The following is a 22,510-nucleotide window of genomic DNA, read 5'->3' on the forward strand; positions in this document are numbered from 1 at the left end:
TTTATTGCTTGAGTTTTGCTTATTGGCGATTAATTTTCACGTTAAAGGGGGTTATGTCTTGATTCGTCGAGCGATAAGGATTGATATCTAAACCACCTCGGCGTGTATAGCGAGCATACACTTCAAGCTCATCAATGTTTAAGTGCTGCATTAAGTCACAGTAAATACGCTCAACACATTGTTCGTGGAACTCATTATGAGTTCTAAACGAAATCAAATACTTTAATAAGGCTTCGTGACTGATTGCTTGGCCGGTGTAACGAATGATCACGCTGGCCCAATCTGGCTGAGAGGTGATTAAACAGTTCGACTTTAAAAGGTGGCTGTGTAAGGTTTCAGATACCTTTTCATCATGGCTATGGCAAAGTGATGTTGCATCAATGTCATAACTTGATATTTCAATATCGAGATCATCAATACACTCACCCGGTAGCGCACTAAATGGTAAGCAATTATGATCATCTGCACGATACAAAGTAACGTTCACGTTTGCATTCACTGCCGCTGACAAATCGCGTGTAAGTGCTTGGTGCACTTCTTCAGTCGATGCAAAGCGAGTTTGGTTAAAACTATTCAAATAAAGCTTGAATGACTTTGATTCAATAATATGACTACTTTGGCAAGGAAACACGAATGTAGCGACAGCAACCATCGGCTTACCTTTACTATTTAGCCATGATAATTCATAGCCTGTCCAAATATCTTGGCCCTTAAAAGGTAAGTTATCTTCGCTCACACCGAGTGCATCGCGGTTTAGTTTACGGGCAATAGGAAACAACAAGCTAGGTGTATAGGTATCAACATAGTCCGTTGACTTACCAAGCACGCTGTTTTTCAGTTCGGGGGAGTTGCTGTAATCTGTCATCTTTACACTTTTGTGGTTACAATAACGGCATTATACCTAAAGCTAATGAGTTTCGCAGTATGTCTGTTTCTTCAAAACTGGATAAGTTACACCAAGCATTTAGTGAAAAATGCCTAGAGCGTACAGGAAAGCTTCCTGTCATTGAACATGACACCGCTTGGCCAAGTCCTTGTGAACACGGTGAAGTGGACGAGCAAGGTTTAATTCAATGGCGTGCCGTTGCGCAGCAGCCAGCAGGTTCTTTAGATGACCTAGCCAGTGCGCTTGAGCTTCGCTTCCCTGAAGGGTTAAATGCGTTATTTGGTCACCTTTATGCAGGCAACGTGCTGTTAAATATAAACGATCATCATATTGAGTTATTACAAGCATGGAATGAAGACGATTTTAGCCGCCTGCAACAAAATATTACCGGGCATGTGCTTATGAAACGTAAGTTAAAACAGCCTGAGACCGTATTTATTGGCCTCACAGAGCAAGATGATTTGCTGATTACGGTGTTAGTTGAAAACGGTCAGGTGTGTTTAGAATACGTGGGCAAAAAACCGCACCATGTACTTGCTAACAGCATTAGTGAGTTTTTAGATATGGTAACGGTTTAATACCAACCTGCAATAATACTTAATTATTTTGAGGGATTAAACTTGTTGCTACCTGCGTTAAAAATGTCTGATTTACGACTGCATGGATGCAGAGCAACACCTAAAAAACGACATTTTTGCCTTGTTATCAATGCGGTTTTATTGCCTCAAAATAGACCACTTAATTAAGCACAGTGGTATTAATTAAGCGCATTGCATTGGTATAGTTTAATAAACAAAAAGGGGCTGTATGCCCCTTATGTTTACTGAAAATCCCACGATATATTCGATACAAGGCCACAGGGCTCACATCTAAAATCAAATAAGCCAAACCATGGCTCAGGCAGTTTCCAGTCACCATCACAGCTAGGACAACGTCGTTTGAGTTCTGATTCTTTATCAATACCACCAACACGATATAAGTAATAGTAGACAGGTTTTTTAGTCAAATAACTTATTCGCTTAGTAATGTCTTTACCACGACGATACAAATCACTTTGTGTGCTCGCCATTTCCTCAAGGGCTGGAAACTCGCAGCGTGTAGCGCCATTGATCTGGATTTGATCGCATGCTTGCCAGTCTTCTTGCCATTTGATCAGTGTTTTGTAATCACCATTAGCAATGGCTGGAATACGAAACAGGGGGACAGGCAAAAAGTCATCACCACAATAAAGTGGGCTGCAGGTATGCACATAAGTGGTGTATAAAATATAACACGATGGGTCCTGACACGCGTCAGCCCCATTTGAATGTATATCTTGGCCGATCACTTTCACTTTAGGCGCTAACAATCCCGCCGAGTGCAGTTGCTCTATGCTGTGTTTAACAAACGGGCTGTTGTTAAGCGGGTGCATCGCATCTTCGGTTGGGCACATAACACGCGTAATAAAATAGCCATCTTTTAAAACAGTGGGGAATTCATCACCGATTATTTGGCCATTAAATCGCAATGCATTCACAAGGCGGTTTATTGCCTGTTCAGCAAGCTCTAGGGTGGTATCTTGGTAGCAATCAAAAGTCAGATCGACAACAAACATTATTTTTTCTCAAGTAATGCTAATAACCTATCTAGTTTTGCTTCAATACGATCTAATTGACTTTCTTTTGGCGCACTAACATGTTCATTTGACGGGTTATTAATGAAATTTTTAATTGAATCCGGATTGTTTTTATACTGACTAACAGCTGCAATAATTACAGGCATTGGCATCGGTTGTGATAGTTTGCTTTTTGTTAGCGCAACTGTAGGGGTTTTACCTTCATCAAGAAGGGTTTTAATTGCATCAAATACAACGGCATTCATTTTTGTATAAACTCTTATTAAAGAATAAAAAGCACTGTAGCGTATGGGCTGCAATGCGCGCGTATGGTAGCAATAATAGAGGTGATGTGAAATTACTTTCCTTATCCATAACCCAAAATTGGCAGATTTTAGGTTATGGATAACTAATCGTGTGTTTATTGACGCAATCGGGCGTCTAATTCATCAATAACCTCACTCCACGCCCCATCTTCAGCTAAAGATTCTGCTAGAAAATGTTGCTGAGCTTCGTCCCAGAATGGAGCCTCCTGTAGTAGGGTGGTATCAGACAGCTGATGCGAGGCAATAAATGCATCGATTTCACTTTCTTTGCTGGGTAAACCTAATTGTGCAAATAAGGTCGAAATATCATGTTTTGTCGTATCCATAATTCTGCTCCTTGTGTATGGCGGTCTTTATTACTGCTCAACCATAATAATGATGAACAGCAGTTTAACTCACGCTGAATTTGTCTTTAATCGCGCTTGGGTATATACCTTATAGTCTAGTACTAAAAATAATAAAACACAGAAAAGGATGAGTATGACAACTGTTGCTGAACCCGAGACCTTACGTGTGCAATACCTAAGTGCTGAAGATATCAGCACGGCCGCTAGTCTTATTTACCAAGCCTATCATGATGACCCCGTACTTCAGAATGTGCTGGGCTACAAAGAAGATAATCCCAGTAAGTATGAAACCAAACTACGCGCTTTAGTACGTGAAGAGCTCGCGAGCTTTTGGCAAGAAAAACAACCTTTAATTGGTTTGTACTCGCAAAGCCGATTAAAAGCCATTGCATGCGTGTTTGATTCATCCAGTGAGTTACAAGCAGAGCGCTATTGGCACTGGCGTTTAAAGTTAATGCTTAGTGCAGGATATCTACAGACAAATCAACTTATTGAAAAAGAGCGCACAATTCGTGAAATGTTAGCTGAAAAAGGGCAGTATTTGTTTTTAGCGTTTATCGCTGTAGACCCTCATTTTCAGGGGCAAGGTTTAGGGCGTTACTTACTTCGAGGACTAGATGATTTAGTAGACAGCCACCAACAAGTATCGGGTTTAGCCGTCTTTGTTACACGTGGTGAGCAGCGTGAATTCTTTAGTTCCGAAGGGTTCGAAGTCTTTAAAGCATTAAGCTTTAATCAGGTCGAAGGTGAGTTAATGTTCAAAGCGGCGAAAGAGTAATTGGGACGTTTTGGAAAGTAGCGTGTGCGATTTCTCTTACATTGCTGTGAGTATTATCACTTTAATACAGTTATTTTTGTACCTAAAATGACTTATTTAAATGATTTATAAGGATTTATTGTTTTTTGCAATTTTGTGACTTAAGAAAAATTACTTTTTATGCCTATCTACATCTCAGGAATTCTCTAAACTTAACCATGTCAAGAAGACACAGGTTCAATGAATGAACTTATGCCAAGGATTAGGATTATGGCACACCAAGCATGATGCTTAAGCAGGAAGCAAAAGGACAAGTTCTAAGGAAGGCAAGGACGAACAAGGACACTGCCAGGACGCAGTACAATTGCGGAGCAATTGAAAAGGATTGACCAAAGGATGATATTAGCAGGAAGCTAAAGGAGCGTTTGGAAACGTAGAGGATAGCCAGTGAAGGCAAGTGGACGACACTAGGATGTGTTAAATGTGACATGATGTTGCATGGTGGGTGTATCGGATGTATACCCGTTCAGGGGATAGATGAAAACGGCAGCTTCGGCAAAAGTACGGATACTTTATCATGGAAGTAGCAAGATTGGGGCGTGGCTTGAAGCTACGCCTTAGTTCTTTATGGGGTTGTATTTTTAGCTGAGCAACTTAGTATTGTTAACTCGCAACTCGCAACTCGCAACTCGCAACTCGCAACTCGCAACTCGCAACTTAGATCTTATGCGGTGGTATCACCACACTTTTCAGCATTTCATTTTCCATAAACAGCACACCTTGATAGACACTTTCCCCATCACTTGAGAATTCAAAAATAAACTCGCTTTTGATGCCGGGTTTGCCATTTTTTAGAATGCCAATACGTCGCTTATTACATGCAACACTCACCAATTGCACATTTAACTGTTCAATTTGCCTTTGTGCATGAAGATTGGCGGCCTCAGCTACTTTTCTGTTTAACCAAAAAAAGTAGATAATGCTGCCAATAATGATGAGTGTCCATAAACCTGCCATTTACGAAAATAACCTTCCTATTGCACGCGCGAGTGTTTCGCTGCGATTTTCTAAACGTAACAAACCTAATAAGTGAGGTCGAATAGTTGGAATTGCAACTAGGTCTGTGAAAATACTCACAAACAACTGTTCGATATCGGTGTGATGCGCACAACAATCCATAAACACATGTAGGCGCGCAGGATCTTCTAAGGTACTAAAGCAACGTCCGGCAATGGTTAAAAGCACATCTGAATGCGTGTTCATTTCAGAGTTCAATACGGCATCAACCAGTTGGGCTGTTAAACCTTGTGCTGATGCTTTTGATATACTGCGAAGTGCAGCGACGAGTGCTATCTCATCTTTTTGCTCTATGGCATTTAAGCCATAAGCTAAAAGTTGCTCCGCAAAAGCGGGAGGAATTGTAACGTGTTCAAGCATAGCGCTGAGTGGTTGTAACACTTCAACAGGTAGTTGCGGCCACGCTGATTGCAAGTTAGTTAGGTTTTTATCGTTGTCTAATCGCATTGCGAAATCAGCAATGCCTTGTACAGCAACACTTTGCCAATTTTCAAAACCTAGGGTGCCAGAAAAATAAAGTTGTGCATATTCATAATATTGCGATGCACTTTGTTTGAGTAAGCACTTAACTTGGGCATTAAATGCGGCCAATTTATTGGCGTTTGGTGTAAATACATACGGGTTATTGTCGAGCTTGCCTTCGGCATTTTCACCGGTAATTTCGGTACCTAATGCTTCGATGACCATGTTCGCAAAATGATCACGGCTAGCACTGACTAAACGGCTTTGTTCATCGAGTGGGAACTTCAAAAACCAGACATAAGGCTCTTTGGATGCTTTGACATCCCAAAACTGAATCGCAAGCCAAGCGTGACCAGCAAGAGGGTAAGGGTAAGGGATTTTAGTTTCTTCAATCGCAAGAAATTGTTTTTTGTCTAACTTAGTGATGTGTCTACCAATATCAAAAGCACGCCATGTAGTGCCCGCAGCATCAAGAAGTTGCCCTAAAGTAGCAATTTGCTCTGTCATAAAATCCCAATCGTCGTTTATAAATCGTTATAAGATGCGAATTATACGCCATACCATGGCGCCTTGGAACAGGGTATAATAAGTCCAAAGGTTTTAAGAGTTATATAATGTATCAACAGACTTTGGCGCTGCTGCGCGAATTACAAACGACACTCCAACGTCATGAACTATGGCAAACAGCTGCAATTGATCCTGCAGCATTAAATTCATCTGTTCCGTTTTGTCATGACACCATGGCGTTTGAGCAGTGGTTACAATTTGTATTTATTGAAAAAATGCAGGTGTTAATCACCAATAACCAGCCATTGCCTCGAAACTTTGCTATTGCGCCTATGGCTGAAATGATGCTGGCACAACATGCCGGTGGCCATGATGTTATTAGCGTTTTACTAAAGCTTGATCAGCATTTGAGTGATAACCAAGATGGATGAAATTGTTAAACCGCACTATGAAGAGTTAACGGTTTTATATCGCGACGAAAATTATATCGCAATAGACAAACCGTCTGGTTTACTGGTGCATCGCTCATTTTTAGATAAACACGAAACACAATTTGCCATGCAAATGCTACGTGATCAAATTGGTCAACATGTGTTTCCGGTGCACCGTTTAGATAGACCCACCTCAGGTGTTTTATTGTTTGCATTGAGCTCAGAAGCGGCTCGAGACATGAATCAATTGTTTATTGATGGGCAAATAGAAAAGCGTTACTTAGCCTTGGTTAGGGGCTTTTTAAATGAGTCAATCTTCCTTGATAAGCCTTTAAAAGAAGAACTCGATAAAATAGCCGATAAGTTTGCTGATCAAAATAAGGCTGCACAAGAGGCGCAAACTCACTTTAACTGCTTGCACCAAGCTGCTTTGCCGATCCCAATTGGTAAATACCCCACTGTGCGTTATTCGCTAGTGGAGTGTTTTCCTAAAACGGGGCGAAAGCACCAAATTAGACGGCATTTAAAACATTTATCGCTACCGATCATTGGTGATGTAAACCACGGTGATAACCAACATAACCAATTTTTTAGAGAGCACTTTCAGCTGCGTCGTCTGATGTTATTTGCGTCTGAGCTAAAGTTTGTGCACCCTTATAATAAACAAGTAATAACGATTAGAGCCCCCCTTGGAGAGGCGATGTTAACGATTTGCCAGCAACTAGGCTGGCCAACAGAAGAAAAGGATTATTATGGCAACCATTAGTATTTTTGTCGGCAGTGTGTACGGCGGTGCAGAGCGTTTAAGTGAGCAAGTAATTGAGGTGATTGAAAAGTCACCGCACCAAGCACAGCTTATTGAAAATGGCACAGTAGAAGACATGCTGGCTGCATCACATATATTGGTGATTACCTCGACCACAGGCCAAGGTGATATTCCTGATAATTTAGTGACATTGTACAGCCAATTAAATGATCAATTCCCCATGTTAACAGGCAAGCAGTATGGCATTATCGCTATGGGTGACCGCAGCTATGGTGATACATTTTGTGGGGCAGGGCGCAGTTTTGATGAACTATTTCGTGATTTACAGGCAAAGCCTGTTGGTCATCGCCTTGAAATTGATGCCTGTGAAGACTTTGAACCGTGGCCGGTAACTGAGCCATGGTTAAATGAATGGCTAACAAAAATTAGCTAATAGCTTATAGCCTATTCACACGTGCCGATTGGGGAAAGCAATTGGCACGGTCTGCGACTTTAAGTGCGCTCTTACTGTGCGATACATCATTCACCGCGAGACACCCCCTGTAGTCGGTTTAACGGTGATTTTTATGATTTAAAGATTTAAATATCGGAATAATCACACTTTGCAATTAATGCCTGCCTAAATCGCGTTTAATTCTAACTGAAACTCGCATCTTTAGGTGGTTTGGGTATACTAACGGCTTCATTTTATGAGGCTGTTATGATTTCAAAAAACCAACTGAAACTTATTCGAGCATTAGGTCAGAAGAAATACCGCAAGCAATACAACCAGTATTTAGTTCAAGGTGAAAAAAATGTCCTTGAGTTATTAAACAGTGGTTTGAGTATCGCAAATATATTCGCAACCCCCGCGTTTATTGCCGCGCATCGCTCAGCACTTGCAGCCCATCAAATTATCGAAGCCGATGAAGACAGTCTAACGAAAGCCAGCACCTTGGTGACCAATAACGCAGCCATTGCTGTTGTTGATATGCCAAAGCAGCAAGCATTACCCACCTCGGGCCTTATTTTAGCGCTAGACGGCGTATCAGACCCCGGTAACTTAGGCACAATTATTCGCGTGGCGGACTGGTATGGAATTAACCATATAGTGACAAGCCAAGACAGTGCCGATGCATATAATCCAAAAACCATTAGTGCAACCATGGGGTCATTTGCCCGTGTGACAGTGTCGCAAACCGATTTAACGTGCTATTTACCGAGCTTAAACCTGCCCGTTTATGGGGCTTTTTTAGCGGGTGATAATATTCATCAAGCAAAGCTTAAACAAGATGCTGTTCTTTTAATGGGCAGTGAGTCGCACGGTATTCGCCCAGATTGTGAAAAGCTGGTCACTGATAAAATAACCATACCTGCTTATGGTCAGGCTGAATCGCTGAACGTAGCCATGGCAACAGGCATTATTTTAGATAATTTTAAACGTCACGCTTAACCTTTTGTTATAAAATGAGTTAAATTGCAGAATAATAATAAAAATCGGTAAAACAACTAGATGCGCTTAAGCACCATAAAGTTAGCGGGTTTCAAATCGTTTGTTGAACCCACTAAAATCCCATTTCCTGATCAAATGACTTGTGTTGTCGGGCCTAACGGCTGTGGCAAATCAAATGTTATTGATGCGGTGCGCTGGGTGCTTGGTGAAAGTTCAGCGAAGAACTTACGTGGCGATGCCATGACCGATGTTATTTTTAATGGCTCAACCAATCGTAAGCCGATTTCACAGGCCTCTGTTGAGCTAATTTTTGATAATACCAGTGGTCATTTACCGAATACGTTTGCTGACAGGAACCAAGTTGCTATTAAGCGTTTGGTAACGCGTGATGGGCAATCTATTTATTTTCTTAATGGCAGCAAATGTCGTAAGCGCGACATTACTGATATTTTCTTGGGAACAGGGCTTGGGCCGCGAAGCTATGCCATTATAGAACAAGGCATGATATCGCGACTAATCGAGAGTAAGCCTGCCGATTTGCGTGTGTTTTTAGAAGAAGCCGCGGGGGTGTCTAAATACAAAGAGCGCCGACGCGAAACACAAACCCGTATTAAAAGTACTCGCGAAAACCTTGAGCGCTTACTGGATGTTCGTAAAGAGTTACAAACGCAACTCGATAAACTTGCTGTACAGTCAGTCGACGCGAAAAAATACCGTGAGTTAAAAGCCACAGAGCGGACTCTAAAAGGGCAAATTGCGGTTTTAAAGTGGCAAAAGCTGCATCAACAGCAAGTTGATAAGGCTGCTGAAATAGATAAGCTTAAAGAACAAATACAGTTTTTTAAAGAAGCCCACTCTGGTCATGATGATGTTTTAGCGAGCCTTGAGAATCAAGTACAGCTTGAGCAGCAAAAATTACAAGATGCACAACACGCGCAGCACCAAACTCACACTGAGTTAACGCGTAAAGAGCAGCAACAAATCAGCTTAAAGCAACAGCAGCAAAATATTAGTCAAAACTTGATTAAGCAGCAGCAACTGCAATTGCAAAACAAAGAGTTGCAGGCTGAGCAACACGCTGCGGCTTCTTTACTGCAAGAGCAGTTACAAGAAGCGATAGAGCAAAGTTTATTATGTGCAGAGCACGTGGCCGAAGTTGAACTTCACGCATCAGAACAACATCAGCACAGACATACTGCTTCACAGGAATACCAGCGTGCATTAGAGCAAAGTCAAACGCTCAGTAGTGAGGTGACAGTAGCCAAAAATCAGCTGGCGCATTTTTCGCAATCCATCGACCAACTAGAGACACAGCTTAAACAGCTTACGGACGAAATCAGTGAGCTTGAAGCGACTCCTGTTGCGACGCAGATTACTGAGCAGCAAACTCATATCCAAGCGCTCACCAAGGAACTTGCTCAACAGCAAACGGCTCTGAATCGGCTGACACAAAATCTAGTGCAAACAGAGACAGAGCAAGCACAGTTAGCGCAAGCACTACAACGGGTGCAACAACACAGCAATGAAAATAAAGCCAGTATTGCGGCACTGAGTTCAGTCCTGAGTGAGCATGCTGACAGTGACCGCACTTCTTTATTATCACAATTAAAAGTAACGCCAGGTTTTGAGCCTCTCGTTGAGCAAGCTTTACTGGGTCTTGAGCATTTACAGGTCAGCAAAAATGCGCAGCCTAATAGTGTTTGGTCACAGACCCTTGCTGTGCCTGATCATTCATTAGCACAATACATTGAACAGGGGATTTACCCTGAATTGCTGACACGATTTGCATTTCAAGCAACGTTTGATGAAGCGATTCTAGCGGATCCATATTGGCTCGCCGTGATTGATGAAAAGGGCTGTATTTATGGTCGTAATTTTCAAGCTGATGCAAAAAAAGACACGGACAACTCACTGCTGTTAAAACATGCCCAGTTGAGTGATGCAGAGGAACTTGATGAAGAGCTCAATGAGCAAATCGCAGACAAGCAACAGCAGCTCGACAGTCACCTTACCAAAAAGAACACGCTCATCGCTGAAAAAGAGCAACACAGAGAGCGTATTCATCACGTTGCGCAGCAAATTGCCTCAGCAAGTACTCGCAGAGACATGCTCCTTGAGCAGCAAACGCAGTGGCAAAATCAACTGGCTAAATTACAGCTGCGCAAAACGTCGCTTAAAGAGCAAATGCAAGGTGTCGTTCAGCAACAAGAAAACCAACAATTGCGCCTAGAAGATTTGCTAGAACACCACGCAACGCTTGAAAGTAACCTTGAACAGGCTAAGCAAGTGCAAATGGATGCTGACAATCAGTATCGCCAAGTTGCGTCTCAATTAGAGCATTACAAGACACTTGCCCATCAAGCGAATTTAGCGGAACAAAAAGCCCGTAGTGAGTGTCAACTCAGTGAAACAAAATTACAACATGCTGATGCAGCACATACAGCCGCAAGTGACGCTGTTTTAGAATTAACAGCGCAGTTAGAAGAGTTAGTGATCCCGCTTGAAGAGACGGCAGAGCATATTGTGTTATTGCTTGAAAAACATCAACAAAGTGACGTTGAGCTAAAAAACTTGCAAGCGTCACTGACTCACGCTAAAAAGGAACTAGCGGATAAGCAGGCATCGCTTAAATCATCGCAATCAGAGCTAGTTACGTTGCAAGAACAACTGCAATCACTGGCGTTAGATGAACAAAGTTTGCTTGTAAAAGCGCAAGCGGCGCTGGAGCCACTTGAAGAGTTGGATCAACACTTAAAAACAGTGCTTGAATCACTGCCAGACAATGCCAACTTAAATAGTATGCAAAGCATGCTATCTAAAACGACGCAGGGCTTACATGAACTAGGGGCAGTTAACTTAGCCGCGATCGATGAGTTTGAGCAGGCTAAGCAGCGAAGTGACTATTTAGATCAGCAACTTGATGATTTAACTCAAGCACTTAATACGCTTGAGGGCGCGATTCAAAAAATCGACCGCGAAACGAAAAATCGATTTAAGGCGACGTTTGAACAAGTAAATAGTGATTTTGGTGAGTTATTTCCAAAAGTATTTGGCGGCGGAAGCGCTTACTTAGAATTAACCAGTGATGACTTGCTTGAAAGTGGTGTTAGTATAATGGCACGGCCTCCTGGCAAGAAAAATTCGACAATTCACCTGCTTAGTGGTGGAGAAAAAGCGCTGACCGCATTATCATTGGTGTTTTCAATATTCAGGCTCAATCCAGCTCCATTCTGTATGCTAGATGAAGTGGATGCGCCATTGGATGATGCAAATGTGGGTCGTTTTTGCCGTTTGGTAGAAGAGATGTCACAATCAGTGCAATTTATTTATATCAGTCATAATAAGATTGCTATGGAAATGGCAGGCAGATTGACGGGTGTAACTATGGCTGAACCAGGCGTTTCACGTATGGTTGCCGTAGATATCGAACAAGCTGTGCAAATGGCACATGCATAAATTTAGTTTGGCATATCAAATAATAAAGGTGAGGGGATGGCCGAAGAATTAAGATGGGCTTTAATCGTAATCAGTGTATTTGTCATTGGTGGTTTATTAATTCATGGTTTATGGTCTGTGCGCAAAAAGGATAATCCTGATGTTGAGCAGCAAGAACGGGTTGAGCCAAATGAAGCAAGTGCAGAAACGAGTGAATCTTCACAGCCTTATGCGCAAGAGCGTGATGAGCCTGAGTTTGGTGATTTAAGCTTTACTGCTGAAAACACCGAAGAGCCAGACGTTGAAGTCGAAGAAGCGGCTGACACTGAAGAGCAACCAGAATCGCCTGCACCGACAGACTTTATAATTGTGCACTTACAGATGCCTGAAGGCTTAGCAATGGAGGGCAGTCAATTACTGCCAGCTGTTAATATGCTAGGTTTCAAATACTCGGATGAAGGCTTCTTTAATCGCCATCTAGACCCCGCTGGAACAGGCCCTGTGTTATTCCGTTTGGTGAATATGTACAATCCTGGAACGTTTGATATTGATAATATGGAACAGTTCAGCACAGCGGGTGTCAGTTTGTTTATGACATTACCATGCGATGGTGATGGCCTAAGTGCCTTCAATATGTTGCACAGCGCTGCTAAAAAGTTAGCGGATGAGTTTGGTGCGACTATTTTAGATAGCAACCGTGAAGAAATGACGGTTGATAGCGTACGTGAATATGTTGAAAAGGTAAGAAGCTTTTCAGCGTAATCCATATTCGCAAGTAAATGATTGTTAGGCCACTTGGCGTTAAGTCGTCTAAGTGGCTTTTTTATGTAGATTTTTGAGGTTTTCATGTCCAGCCCTATCTTTGAGCAAATTAGTCAACTACGTGCCCAGTTAGAAGAGCATAACCATAATTATTATGTGCTGGATGCACCCAGTATTCCCGATGCTGAATATGACCGCTTAATGCGAGAACTAAGTAGCTTAGAGCAAGCAAATCCTGAGTTTCAGAGCCCTGATTCACCCAGCCAAAAAGTGGGTGGAGCCGCGCTTGATAAATTTGAACAAGTAACCCACCAAGTTCCTATGTTGTCGCTTGATAATGCTTTTTCACAAGAAGAGTTTGCGGCGTTTAATCGCCGAATTAAAGAGCGCGTGATGGATTCCCGCGAACTCACATTTTGCTGCGAACCAAAGCTTGACGGTTTAGCTGTGTCGATTATTTATCGTAATGGTGTGCTGGTTCAAGCTGCAACACGTGGCGATGGTATGGTGGGTGAGAACATTACACAAAACGTGAAAACGATTCGTAATGTGCCATTAAAACTTCGCGGCAATGACTTTCCTGCTGAACTTGAAGTACGCGGCGAAGTATTTATGGACAGTGCAGGCTTTGCAAAACTGAACAGCGACGCTGAAAAGCGAGGCGAAAAGGTATTTGTTAACCCTCGTAATGCTGCGGCTGGGAGTTTACGTCAGCTCGATTCTAAGGTAACGGCAAAACGCCCATTAATGTTTTATGCATACAGCACAGGGCTGGTGGCTGATGGGCAATTGCCAGAAGATCATTACCAACAACTGGCAAAATTGACTGATTGGGGATTACCACTTTGCCCTGAAACTAAGTTAGTTGAAGGTCAACAGGCGGCGCTTGATTATTACCAAGACATCTTAGCGCGCCGAAGTGAGCTTGCCTATGAAATTGACGGAGTGGTTATTAAGGTCAACGACAAAAAGCTCCAAGAGCGCTTGGGCTTTGTTGCCCGCGCCCCCCGTTGGGCTATTGCGTTTAAGTTTCCAGCTCAAGAAGAAATTACACAACTTTTAGATGTTGAATTCCAAGTAGGCCGAACGGGTGCAATTACACCGGTAGCACGTTTGGAGCCCGTATTTGTTGGCGGAGTGACTGTATCGAATGCCACTTTGCATAATGGGGATGAAATAGCCCGTTTAGGCGTTAAAATTGGCGATACGGTGATTATTCGCCGCGCAGGCGATGTAATCCCTCAAATTACCCAAGTGGTACTGGAGCGTCGTCCTGAGAGTGCAAGAGAGATTGTATTCCCAACCACTTGTCCAATTTGTGACTCGCATGTAGAGCGTATCGAGGGTGAAGCAGTTGCACGATGCACCGGTGGGTTGGTGTGCCAAGCACAACGTAAACAAGCAATTAAGCATTTTGCTTCACGTAAAGCGCTTGATATTGACGGGTTAGGAGACAAAATTGTTGACCAATTAGTCGATCGTGAGCTTATCAAAACGCCTGCTGATTTATTTATTTTAAAACAAGGTCACTTTGAGTCACTTGAACGAATGGGGCCAAAGTCTGCTAAAAATTTGGTGAATGCGCTGCAAGAGGCAAAGCAAACTACGTTAGCTAAATTTCTTTACTCTTTGGGTATTCGTGAAGTCGGTGAAGCAACAGCTCAAAACCTCGCTAATCACTTTTTAACCTTAGAGAAAATTACACAAGCCAGTGTTGATGCACTAACAGAAGTGAGCGATGTGGGTGAAATTGTTGCTAAGCATGTGCGCGGGTTCTTTAGTGAAGAGCACAACATGGCTGTTGTTAATGCGTTAATAGAGCAGGGAATTCATTGGCCAGCTTTAAATGCACCAAGCGCTGAGAAGCAACCTTTAGCTGGTCTGACGTATGTTTTAACAGGCACCTTAAGTGAGCTTAATCGAAACGATGCGAAAGCGCGTCTGCAAGCTCTCGGTGCAAAAGTATCGGGGAGTGTGTCGGCTAAAACAAATGCCCTTATTGCAGGTGAAAAAGCAGGCTCTAAACTAACAAAAGCACAAGAGTTGGGTATTGAGGTGCTTACTGAAGCCGATTTAATTACTTTATTAAGTGAACACAATGGATAGTTTTCAGCAAGCTGTCTCGTCAGTCGCTTTAACGATAGGGCAGTGGATTCAACCCCATTTGTATAATATTTCTTTATTGTTAGTGGTGTGTTTTATCTCATTATATGCCAACGATATTATTAAAGTGACTAAGCGCTTTGTTGCCAGACGTCACTTTATTATTCGCGTGTTATGCTTTGTTGCCGTGACAGGCTTTGGTATGGGGCTTTTGGTGGTGTTTGTGACGCCATTTTTAAGTAAGCTACTGATGTTATTAGGTATAAAGTGGTTAGGTTTAACGTTAACCGGTGCATTCTTGGTATTGGGTGTTATCGCAGATAAGAAGAATCAGCTATGATGCGTTACGGGCCAGAATATTGGGATAAACATGGCGCTTATCGAACCCCCATAGCGTTTCATTTAACCTTGTTAGTACTGCTTCGTAGTTATTTTATCTGGTTAATGGCCGCGCTAAGTCGGCGCCCTGATTTAGATATTATGTCGTTGTTTTTTAGCTCTAAATCAGAATTTTTTATGGCGATAGGCATTGCAGCAATTGCGCTGTTACCCGCGGTTGTTTTTTGTTTTAGAAGGCCACAAGAAAACCCTGAAACCGCTAAGCGGTGGGCAACTGTGTGGCGTTTTATGCGATGGCCTTTGATTGTGTGTGCTGTGATAGATTTAGGCTGGCTGACCTACCAAGCCGCGCACAGTTATTATCAATTCTCATTTTTTTTGGCGTGCCAAATGGTATTGGTGCTTTGGGTGCTACTTTATCTGGTAAAAAGTCGCTATTTATCCGTGTTTTTCAATGATTGGCCCGATCCAATCGTAAAAAAAGGAAACTAACCATGCTGGCTATTAATCAATTACTAGCAAAAATTTCAGCATTGATTGCAGTGGTATTGATTGCCCTGTGGTTTTTTACACCACTTTGGCACAGTGTCGCGTTTTCTTTTTTTGTTCTTTTGTGGGCTTTTATTACAGTATCAAGTCTGTACCGTGTGACACCTTTATTCGTGTCACGCAATCCAATTGAAGATTCATTAAAGCGCGATGTTAACCAGTTAGCATTGATTAGCCTTTCCGGTTTGTTTGATTTTAAACGCAAAGCGGAATTTGTATTAATAGGGCAGATTAAAAAGATAAAAATTGGCGATGGCATTATTCATGTTACCGATATCAATGAACAGACATTGACCGCAGTTTTAAGCGTTGCAGAGTCGAAAATTGACGCTTATTTACATACCTTACTGTCTGAACGAGAACGCGAAAATATAAAAATAATTAAGCAGTCTAGTACCGACTAGCCATAATACAGAATCATTTGATGGACTTAGCCTGTTGCTATCTGCGTTAAAAATTGCTCATGAACGACAGTTTCGTTGTGGGCGTTAGAGCAAGGCAGGAGCAATGGCCGATAGCAACTAAATATCATCGTTTATGCCTTGCGACCACACGGTTTTTTTTGCATCAAAATAGATCATTTAAGTAAGTAAATTGGTATAAGGTTTAATTTGCTTAACTATTTTTTAAGCAGTATTTTGAACGTGGGTTTATCAATCCTAGGAGAACACAATGTTAACTTGGCAAGATATTTTAGAGTTTGCCCACAACGGCAATCCAACACCTCCCCGTAGAGTTGAAAAAACGCCATTAGAGTGGCAGCGTGAGCTTGCGCAAGATACTTTCTATGTAACACGCCAAAAAGGCACAGAGCGTCCGCACAGCTCTGATTCATGCACACTCTTTGAGCCTGGGAAATATGCGTGTGTATGTTGCGATAATTTATTGTTTGATGCCGATGAAAAGTTTGACAGTGGCACTGGTTGGCCTTCATTTACCCAACCAAGCAGCGTCGATAGCATTGCGTACATAGCCGATACAAGTCACGGTATGCAACGTATTGAGGCTATTTGTAATGTCTGCGATGCCCATTTAGGTCATGTTTTTCCTGATGGTCCGCCGCCAAGTGGTTTGCGCTACTGCATGAATGCGGTTGCAATGAAAAAATGCGATTAGGTAAACTAATCTAAATATTGCGCAATAATAAAAATAAGGTGCTCTCGGTAAATTGGCTTACTGATAGTGTAGTCTGTCAAGATACTTGATTGTGCCTTATCATCCTTTAAAGCCGAGGCTGTTACAGCAATAATCGGGATATGTTTAAAACGATCATCACTGCGAATTAACTGGCTGGCTTCAAGCCCTCCCATTACAGGCATCTTCAAATCCATTATGATTAGGTCAGGCTGATGTTGCTCTATTTTTTTCAGTGCATCTTCACCATTAATTGCCGTATCGATAGTAAAACTCCAGCGCGATAAGAATGATTCTAAATAATCACGGTTATAGGGAATGTCGTCTACGATTAAAATGCGCGCAGGATTAAAGTGATAACTAGTGATTGCAGGGTAATTACGGTGCTCAATTTCTGTTATTGATTCAGCTAACTCGACGTTGGGAATTGAAACAATAAACTCACTGCCTTTGCCTTTTTCACTGATAACCGATAACTCGCCGCCCATTAATTTTATAAAGCGTAATGAAATAGCAAGGCCTAAGCCTGTACCACCAAACTCAGAACTGCGTTGTCCTTGAACTTGTTCAAAGTCATTAAAGATTAAATCTTGTTGATCTTTTGGAATGCCTTTACCGGTATCTTTCACATGAATTTTTATATCAAGGTGGCTGTCGTCATCATGTGGTTTAAAGTCAAAGTATACGCTTACACTGCCTTGTGACGTAAACTTAATAGCATTACTTATTAAGTTGGTAAGTACTTGACGAAGCTTGTTACTGTCGAGCAATACGGGGGGAGTGAGATCAGGGTGTGCGGTTACTTTAAAATTGAGATCTTTTTGTGCGCTGAGCTGTAAAAACATCATATTTAATTCATGGCACATGGTGGGAATTTCAACCCGCTCAATATCGAGCTGCATTTTACCTGCATCGACTTTTGATAAATCAAGAATATCGTTTAGTACGTTTAATAACGAATTGCCTGAGATGGAAATCGCTTCAAGGTAGCGGCGTTTGTTTTTGTCGGTTTCGCTGTCTTGCAATAATTGGCTGAAGCCTAACACGGCATTTAAAGGTGTTCTTAACTCGTGAGACATATTGGCTAAAAAGCGACTTTTTGCTTGGTTTGATTGTTCTGCTTGTTCTTTTGCATCCAAGTATTCTTGAGTGCGCTTAGCCACGGTTTCTTCGAGTTGGCTGTGCTGTTCATGCATGCTGTTAATTTGTTGTCTAACCGCGGCTCGCATCATTTTAAAGCCACTGGCAAGTGTGCCTATTTCATCTTGGCTTTTAATATTAATAGGGCAATTTAAATCGCCTGTGGTCACTGCATGGGAGAACTCAACAAGTTGATCAATGGGTTGCAAAATTATGCGCCTAATAATGATATAAGCAATAATGAGTGCAGTTAGCAGATAGATTGCAAATAAAGAGACGGCGTTACTGATAATAGATTTGGTTTTTTGGGATAAATCGATGTCAGAAAACGTGACAATAACGTAACCAATATTTTCACCGTAATGATTTTTTACTGGCACTGTTACAGCGTACTGGTGATCAAGCGCGATAATATTATTTCGTCTCGGATTGAGTTGCTGCAATATCGTTTGATTCGTCTCTAAGGTATCGACTTTGCTGTTATCGGGGTGAGCCGCAATAAAGTTATTTTGATCAATAAAATAAATGGTTTTGAGGTCATCAAAGGTATTATGTTTGAGAATATTTTTTAATGTTATCCCCTGAATTTTTAAGACCCAACTGCCAGCGGTGTTATCTGATGTTAATGAGTTTATTTCAGACAGCATCGGCGAAACAATCGCGTCTGCTTTTTCACTCATATTAAGCAAGGTTTGCTCTTTTAATTCCAAGACATGTATAGCCGTGCTCACGCCTAAAATTAGCGTGATAGTAAAACCGATGATTATCAGAATTTTATGCGCAATACTGATTCTCATTGGCTGCTCTTAGTTTGTGTTTTTAAAGCGTGCATGTTTGCATTAATTTTTGCATCAGTACTTTTAATTAATTGTTTAATGTCGGCACCATAAAATATTTGGCTAAATGTTTGCGAAATAATTTCACCAATGACTGGAAATTCAACCATACCGGCTTGCAGTCGATCAGGCGTGGCATGCTCAAATACCCATAGCATTGCGTTGTTAAAGCCGGGTTTATTGACTAAAGTAAATAGCTTTTCGTGCCATACCTTTTGTCTTGGTGGCGACCCCCCGGTGCTGAGTAAAGCGGCCGTTTGCTCACTCGTCGCCCATTGAATAAATAACCAGGCTGCAATTTTTTTATTAGAATGACTATTAATCGCAAATGCCCATGCCCATGGTGATGTTTCTCTGGCAACAGGTCCTTTTGGAAGGGGAGCGGCTTCCCATTTATTCCAAATATCGGATTCTTCAGCCGTGTCTATTTCATTGTAAAAGTGAGACGCAAGGATTGCCGAAGCCAGTTTGCCGTGTTTAAACAATTGACGTATCTCATAAAAATGCAGTAAGCGGCTATTTTCCGGATTACCGTAACCTGTGACTAAGTTCCGATACATTTTAAGGCTTTGTGCCGTCTGTGGACTATCAAATGTTGATATACCTTGTTCATTGAGCACTTCTGCGCCATAGGCACGCATTACGGGTAACACCGTCCATGTATTAAGCCCTGCACCGGGTAGTGTGCGTGAAGCAAACGCGTGCATGCCGGCGAGTTTAGAGTCGGCATCAATCGCGCGCTGTAATTTTATTTTAGTTGCGTGTAACTGCTCGTAAGTATCTGGCACTTCAAGATTAAAGCGCTCAAATAAATCTTTGCGATAAAAATAAATAGGGGCTGAAAAATCAAAAGGTAAAGAATAAAGTTTGTTATCTATTTTGCAAAGAGTGAGGCTTCTTTCGCTAATATCTTCAAGTTGATACCACGTTTTATCAGTTATGAGTGGGTTATCTAGATAAGGTTGTAGGGGCTCTATCCAGCCTTGATTTTGTGCTTCACCTAAAAATGTAATGCCCATAGGCAATACATCGTATAGGCCTAAACCTTCGCTTAAATCTTGATGACGACGAGAGCGCATTTGAGATTGTTCCAGCGCATGAAAACCAACAGAAATCCCGGTAAGTTGCTCAAACAGGGGGATATAAGGTTTAAGGGCCAAAAATGCGGGCTGCTCGTCAGCCAGTATATTTATATGACTGCCTGCTTCACTTTGCCAATTTATATTAGCTTGCTGCCAATACTGCAAAGTAGCAGAAGCAATACTGACTGGACTGAAGAGTGCTATTGCAGCTAAAAGAAGCTTAATAGATTTCAAAAAAGGGCGCTCCATAATGAGAACATTTACTCAGATAGCTGAAGATTCATTTTTGCAGCTTGCGCTTTTATTTTTTCGAAGCGAGTGGCTTGCTCATCGTGTAATGTGTATTCATTAAGTAAAGCGTAGCATTTTTTTGCTAGCAATAAGTTAAATGATTGCCCTTGCGCATTAGAGTCGAATAAACATTGTAAAAGATTCAATGCAATACTGGCGTTTTTAGGCATAATTCTAAAGGCCTGTGTAAACGCTTCGAGCGCAATATTTAGCTGGCCTTTATTAAATTGCGTAACAGCATGGTTATTGAGTTCTTTCGGCCCCATTTTGATATCACGACGTTCAGTTTGCTGTTGTTGAATGTAGCGAAGAAACACAGGATCACTTACCGAAGGATGGCGCTCACAATGGCTTATAATTTGATTAAAGAGTGTTTGCGCTTTGTTGTGAAAACCGAGCTCGTGGAATGCCTTTGCTTTATCAAGCGCACCATCAACAGAACGAATTTGACTGTCACTCTCATCAAGTTGCTCGATTAGGGCCTTTGCTTTTTTATGCTCGTCTTTCAAATAATGTAAACGTGCGTTGAGTACATCAATTTGGGTTTGATTGTTACTATTTGGAAACTGTTGTTTTAAATCATTTAAATATTGATTTGTTTGTCTCGCAATACGATTAACTTGGTCTGTTTGATCTGTTGTCAGAGCAAAATCGATACCTGCCCGTGCTGCATTTAAGTATATATCAGGGTGATCGTGTATGGAGTGCTTTGCATAACTGGCGATATCTTTTTGCGTTAAGTAGCTTTTCTCGTAGTCATGATTTAACAGTGATACATGGCTGAGTGCTTTTTGTCGCTCAATGTTTCTTGGTGCTATATCAACAGCTTGACTAAAAAATAGTTGAGCGTCATCAAACTTATTAAGTTTAATGTCTAAACGACCTAACAAATCAAGGGCCACAAGGCGAGTTTCACTGCGCTGTAGCATGGTTTTTAACATGCGTTGAGCAAGAATATGCTCATTATTGGCAATAAGCGCCTCTACTAACCCGACTTTAGCCCACGTAAACTTTTGTATATCGAGTACGGATTTAAAAAATGTTTTTGCATCTTCATTTCGATTTAAACGAAGTAGGGCATCACCTTTTAATCGTAATAAAATGGCACTGTAGGTATTACTTTTATTTTGTAGTAATTCATCGATTTTCTTTATTGCTTTCGAGTCATTTTCATCATCAATTAGCTGATAAACACTGTAAAGGTGGTGCTTACGTAGTAGTACTTTCTCAATACGGCTTTTTAATTCATAAATGGTAAATGGCTTTACTAAAAAATCGTCAGGCTGGAGCTCTAACACACTGTGAACTAGAGAACCGCTTGTTTCGGCTGAAATGAAAATAAACCCTGTGGAGTTTTTAATTAAGCGTTTAACTTTAAGTTCTTCGTAAAGTTGGTAGCCATCTTGGTGCTTACTTAAATTGAATGAGCAAACGATGAGATCAAATTGTTCGTCCTGACATTGTTCTTTGGCTGAAATGGCATGGTCAGCAAAGCGCAGTTGTCGAAAACCTAATCCTTCGAGGGATTGTTTCATGTAGCTTTGAGCGAGTGGTTGCTCTTCAACTATTAAAATTTTGGCTTTCGAAAAAATCTTTGCAGGCATTGGACTTGCGATCGAGTGATATTAACAGTGACTATAATAAACAGTCTAGCTGCTGACAAGGCAAATTACAGGTTTTCAGTTAATTTAAAAACCTGACTCATGCTATAGCATGACTTATGTCGTATTTTTTATTTCCTTTTTATCTCAAAGAATTAGCTTAACAATCAGCTACAAACGTGATGATATTTATATTAGTGAATATCAAAAATGGCACAACGACTAGACGTGTTTTACAGGTGGTGGGTCGTACTGGACTAGCACCATCGAGCCGAGTCTTTGTAGAGAGTAACGATGCTTTTAGAAAATTTTTAATATGGAGCATAGAAAAGAGTGTTTTATAGCTGGTGGGTCGTACTGGACTTGCACCATCGAGCCTAGTCTTTGTAGAGAGTGGCGATGCTTTTAGAAAATTTTTAATATGGAGTATGGAAAAGAGTGTTTTATAGGGGTGGGTTGTACTGAACTTGAATCATCGAGCTTAGTCTTTGTAAAGAGTGGCGATGCTTTTAGAAAGTTTAGAATATAAAGTATGGAGTATGGAGTATGAAAAGAGAGTTTTATATGTGGTGGGTCGTACTGGACTTGAACCAGTGACCCTCGCCTTGTAAGGGCGATGCTCTCCCAACTGAGCTAACGACCCACATATAATT

At 41.5% G+C, this 22,510-nt stretch carries 22 protein-coding genes and 1 tRNA gene; 13 read left to right on the top strand and 10 right to left on the bottom strand.

From position 1 onward, the window contains the following. Positions 1-19: 19 nt before the first annotated feature. A complete protein-coding gene (queF, locus tag IT970_RS05800) occupies positions 20-865 on the bottom strand; it encodes an NADPH-dependent 7-cyano-7-deazaguanine reductase QueF (protein ID WP_118844161.1) in 846 nt (281 codons plus the stop codon). 59 nt (positions 866-924) lie between these two features. Here queF and syd point away from each other — a divergent pair, with 59 nt between their 5' ends. Then, positions 925-1,464 carry a SecY-interacting protein gene (gene syd / locus IT970_RS05805; RefSeq protein WP_118844162.1) on the top strand — a complete coding sequence of 180 codons (540 nt, stop codon included), beginning with the start codon at positions 925-927 and terminating at the stop codon, positions 1,462-1,464. Between the two features lie 242 nt (positions 1,465-1,706). On the opposite strand, the gene IT970_RS05810 is transcribed toward syd, so the two are convergent. From IT970_RS05810 to IT970_RS05820, 3 genes are all read right to left on the bottom strand, one after another. After that, positions 1,707-2,480, bottom strand: coding sequence for a Zn-ribbon-containing protein (locus IT970_RS05810; RefSeq protein WP_036969585.1), 774 nt, complete (start codon positions 2,478-2,480; stop codon positions 1,707-1,709). Further along, the gene (locus IT970_RS05815; RefSeq protein WP_036969583.1) at positions 2,480-2,746 is read right to left on the bottom strand and encodes a hypothetical protein; all 267 of its coding nucleotides are present in this window, start codon (positions 2,744-2,746) and stop codon (positions 2,480-2,482) included. The genes IT970_RS05810 and IT970_RS05815 overlap by 1 nt, the downstream gene beginning before the upstream one ends. 155 nt (positions 2,747-2,901) lie before the next feature. Next, the gene (locus IT970_RS05820; RefSeq protein ID WP_036969581.1) at positions 2,902-3,132 is read right to left on the bottom strand and encodes a DUF2789 domain-containing protein; all 231 of its coding nucleotides are present in this window, start codon (positions 3,130-3,132) and stop codon (positions 2,902-2,904) included. Positions 3,133-3,280: 148 nt separating this feature from the next. Here IT970_RS05820 and IT970_RS05825 point away from each other — a divergent pair, with 148 nt between their 5' ends. Beyond that, positions 3,281-3,931, top strand: a complete 651-nt coding sequence (locus IT970_RS05825) for a GNAT family N-acetyltransferase (protein WP_118844163.1) — start codon at positions 3,281-3,283, stop codon at positions 3,929-3,931. 696 nt (positions 3,932-4,627) lie between these two features. On the opposite strand, the gene IT970_RS05830 is transcribed toward IT970_RS05825, so the two are convergent. Continuing rightward, on the bottom strand, positions 4,628-4,927 hold the full coding sequence (locus IT970_RS05830) for a DUF3301 domain-containing protein (protein WP_036969572.1): 300 nt from the start codon (positions 4,925-4,927) through the stop codon (positions 4,628-4,630). Beyond that, the gene (locus tag IT970_RS05835) at positions 4,928-5,956 is read right to left on the bottom strand and encodes a DUF3549 family protein (RefSeq protein ID WP_036969569.1); all 1,029 of its coding nucleotides are present in this window, start codon (positions 5,954-5,956) and stop codon (positions 4,928-4,930) included. It lies immediately after the preceding gene. Positions 5,957-6,063: 107 nt separating this feature from the next. Between IT970_RS05835 and IT970_RS05840 the strand changes: the two genes are divergently transcribed. The 11 genes from IT970_RS05840 to msrB all read left to right on the top strand — a co-directional run bounded on the left by IT970_RS05840 (position 6,064) and on the right by msrB (position 16,889). Then, positions 6,064-6,387, top strand: coding sequence for a YqcC family protein (locus IT970_RS05840; protein ID WP_036969562.1), 324 nt, complete (start codon positions 6,064-6,066; stop codon positions 6,385-6,387). Continuing rightward, positions 6,380-7,153 (top strand): tRNA pseudouridine(65) synthase TruC, encoded by a 774-nt coding sequence (truC, locus tag IT970_RS05845; protein ID WP_036969558.1) that lies wholly within the window; start codon positions 6,380-6,382, stop codon positions 7,151-7,153. Before IT970_RS05840 ends, truC begins: the two co-directional genes overlap by 8 nt. Continuing rightward, positions 7,140-7,586, top strand: a complete 447-nt coding sequence (locus IT970_RS05850; protein ID WP_036969555.1) for a flavodoxin — start codon at positions 7,140-7,142, stop codon at positions 7,584-7,586. The genes truC and IT970_RS05850 overlap by 14 nt, the downstream gene beginning before the upstream one ends. A 267-nt stretch (positions 7,587-7,853) precedes the next feature. After that, positions 7,854-8,585 carry a TrmH family RNA methyltransferase gene (locus tag IT970_RS05855; protein WP_036969551.1) on the top strand — a complete coding sequence of 244 codons (732 nt, stop codon included), beginning with the start codon at positions 7,854-7,856 and terminating at the stop codon, positions 8,583-8,585. Positions 8,586-8,645: 60 nt separating this feature from the next. Then, a complete protein-coding gene (locus tag IT970_RS05860; protein WP_036969548.1) occupies positions 8,646-12,041 on the top strand; it encodes a chromosome segregation SMC family protein in 3,396 nt (1,131 codons plus the stop codon). Between the two features lie 36 nt (positions 12,042-12,077). Then, positions 12,078-12,782, top strand: a complete 705-nt coding sequence (zipA, locus tag IT970_RS05865; protein WP_036969545.1) for a cell division protein ZipA — start codon at positions 12,078-12,080, stop codon at positions 12,780-12,782. Between the two features lie 84 nt (positions 12,783-12,866). Further along, entirely contained in the window at positions 12,867-14,888 is a 2,022-nt protein-coding gene (gene ligA / locus IT970_RS05870; RefSeq protein WP_180311476.1) for an NAD-dependent DNA ligase LigA, read from the top strand. Next, a complete protein-coding gene (locus IT970_RS05875) occupies positions 14,881-15,225 on the top strand; it encodes a DUF3392 family protein (protein WP_118844164.1) in 345 nt (114 codons plus the stop codon). The genes ligA and IT970_RS05875 overlap by 8 nt, the downstream gene beginning before the upstream one ends. Then, positions 15,222-15,716, top strand: coding sequence for a DUF2919 domain-containing protein (locus IT970_RS05880; RefSeq protein ID WP_065979790.1), 495 nt, complete (start codon positions 15,222-15,224; stop codon positions 15,714-15,716). Before IT970_RS05875 ends, IT970_RS05880 begins: the two co-directional genes overlap by 4 nt. Before the next feature lie 2 nt (positions 15,717-15,718). Then, a complete protein-coding gene (locus tag IT970_RS05885; protein WP_036969534.1) occupies positions 15,719-16,177 on the top strand; it encodes a hypothetical protein in 459 nt (152 codons plus the stop codon). A 268-nt stretch (positions 16,178-16,445) separates the two neighbouring features. Next, positions 16,446-16,889, top strand: coding sequence for a peptide-methionine (R)-S-oxide reductase MsrB (gene msrB, locus IT970_RS05890; RefSeq protein ID WP_180311477.1), 444 nt, complete (start codon positions 16,446-16,448; stop codon positions 16,887-16,889). 5 nt (positions 16,890-16,894) lie between these two features. Here the strand turns inward: msrB and IT970_RS05895 are convergent, their stop codons facing one another. The 4 genes from IT970_RS05895 to IT970_RS05910 all read right to left on the bottom strand — a co-directional run bounded on the left by IT970_RS05895 (position 16,895) and on the right by IT970_RS05910 (position 22,500). Beyond that, positions 16,895-18,844: an ATP-binding protein gene (locus tag IT970_RS05895; protein WP_075594150.1), complete on the bottom strand. Its 1,950-nt coding sequence runs from the start codon at positions 18,842-18,844 to the stop codon at positions 16,895-16,897. Next, positions 18,841-20,199 carry an extracellular solute-binding protein gene (locus tag IT970_RS05900; protein ID WP_162898029.1) on the bottom strand — a complete coding sequence of 453 codons (1,359 nt, stop codon included), beginning with the start codon at positions 20,197-20,199 and terminating at the stop codon, positions 18,841-18,843. The genes IT970_RS05895 and IT970_RS05900 overlap by 4 nt, the downstream gene beginning before the upstream one ends. A 26-nt stretch (positions 20,200-20,225) precedes the next feature. Continuing rightward, the gene (locus IT970_RS05905) at positions 20,226-21,860 is read right to left on the bottom strand and encodes a response regulator (protein ID WP_036969529.1); all 1,635 of its coding nucleotides are present in this window, start codon (positions 21,858-21,860) and stop codon (positions 20,226-20,228) included. 564 nt (positions 21,861-22,424) lie between these two features. Continuing rightward, positions 22,425-22,500 (bottom strand) — tRNA-Val (locus tag IT970_RS05910). Positions 22,501-22,510: the final 10 nt, after the last annotated feature.

It is taken from the genome of Pseudoalteromonas sp. A41-2, from assembly GCF_015767615.1.
In the GTDB taxonomy this organism is placed as follows: Bacteria; Pseudomonadota; Gammaproteobacteria; order Enterobacterales; family Alteromonadaceae; genus Pseudoalteromonas; species Pseudoalteromonas lipolytica.

Coding starts and splice junctions, on each gene's coding strand:
- IT970_RS05835 (WP_036969569.1), bottom strand. CDS start 5,956: ATGACAGAGCAAATTGCTACTTTAGGGCAACTTCTTGATGCTGCGGGC.
- IT970_RS05815 (WP_036969583.1), bottom strand. CDS start 2,746: ATGAATGCCGTTGTATTTGATGCAATTAAAACCCTTCTTGATGAAGGT.
- IT970_RS05885 (WP_036969534.1), top strand. CDS start 15,719: ATGCTGGCTATTAATCAATTACTAGCAAAAATTTCAGCATTGATTGCA.
- IT970_RS05820 (WP_036969581.1), bottom strand. CDS start 3,132: ATGGATACGACAAAACATGATATTTCGACCTTATTTGCACAATTAGGT.
- IT970_RS05840 (WP_036969562.1), top strand. CDS start 6,064: ATGTATCAACAGACTTTGGCGCTGCTGCGCGAATTACAAACGACACTC.
- IT970_RS05905 (WP_036969529.1), bottom strand. CDS start 21,860: ATGCCTGCAAAGATTTTTTCGAAAGCCAAAATTTTAATAGTTGAAGAG.
- IT970_RS05880 (WP_065979790.1), top strand. CDS start 15,222: ATGATGCGTTACGGGCCAGAATATTGGGATAAACATGGCGCTTATCGA.
- queF (WP_118844161.1), bottom strand. CDS start 865: ATGACAGATTACAGCAACTCCCCCGAACTGAAAAACAGCGTGCTTGGT.
- IT970_RS05825 (WP_118844163.1), top strand. CDS start 3,281: ATGAGTATGACAACTGTTGCTGAACCCGAGACCTTACGTGTGCAATAC.
- IT970_RS05875 (WP_118844164.1), top strand. CDS start 14,881: ATGGATAGTTTTCAGCAAGCTGTCTCGTCAGTCGCTTTAACGATAGGG.
- IT970_RS05810 (WP_036969585.1), bottom strand. CDS start 2,480: ATGTTTGTTGTCGATCTGACTTTTGATTGCTACCAAGATACCACCCTA.
- IT970_RS05850 (WP_036969555.1), top strand. CDS start 7,140: ATGGCAACCATTAGTATTTTTGTCGGCAGTGTGTACGGCGGTGCAGAG.
- zipA (WP_036969545.1), top strand. CDS start 12,078: ATGGCCGAAGAATTAAGATGGGCTTTAATCGTAATCAGTGTATTTGTC.
- msrB (WP_180311477.1), top strand. CDS start 16,446: ATGTTAACTTGGCAAGATATTTTAGAGTTTGCCCACAACGGCAATCCA.
- IT970_RS05860 (WP_036969548.1), top strand. CDS start 8,646: ATGCGCTTAAGCACCATAAAGTTAGCGGGTTTCAAATCGTTTGTTGAA.
- IT970_RS05830 (WP_036969572.1), bottom strand. CDS start 4,927: ATGGCAGGTTTATGGACACTCATCATTATTGGCAGCATTATCTACTTT.
- IT970_RS05855 (WP_036969551.1), top strand. CDS start 7,854: ATGATTTCAAAAAACCAACTGAAACTTATTCGAGCATTAGGTCAGAAG.
- IT970_RS05895 (WP_075594150.1), bottom strand. CDS start 18,844: ATGAGAATCAGTATTGCGCATAAAATTCTGATAATCATCGGTTTTACT.
- syd (WP_118844162.1), top strand. CDS start 925: ATGTCTGTTTCTTCAAAACTGGATAAGTTACACCAAGCATTTAGTGAA.
- truC (WP_036969558.1), top strand. CDS start 6,380: ATGGATGAAATTGTTAAACCGCACTATGAAGAGTTAACGGTTTTATAT.
- ligA (WP_180311476.1), top strand. CDS start 12,867: ATGTCCAGCCCTATCTTTGAGCAAATTAGTCAACTACGTGCCCAGTTA.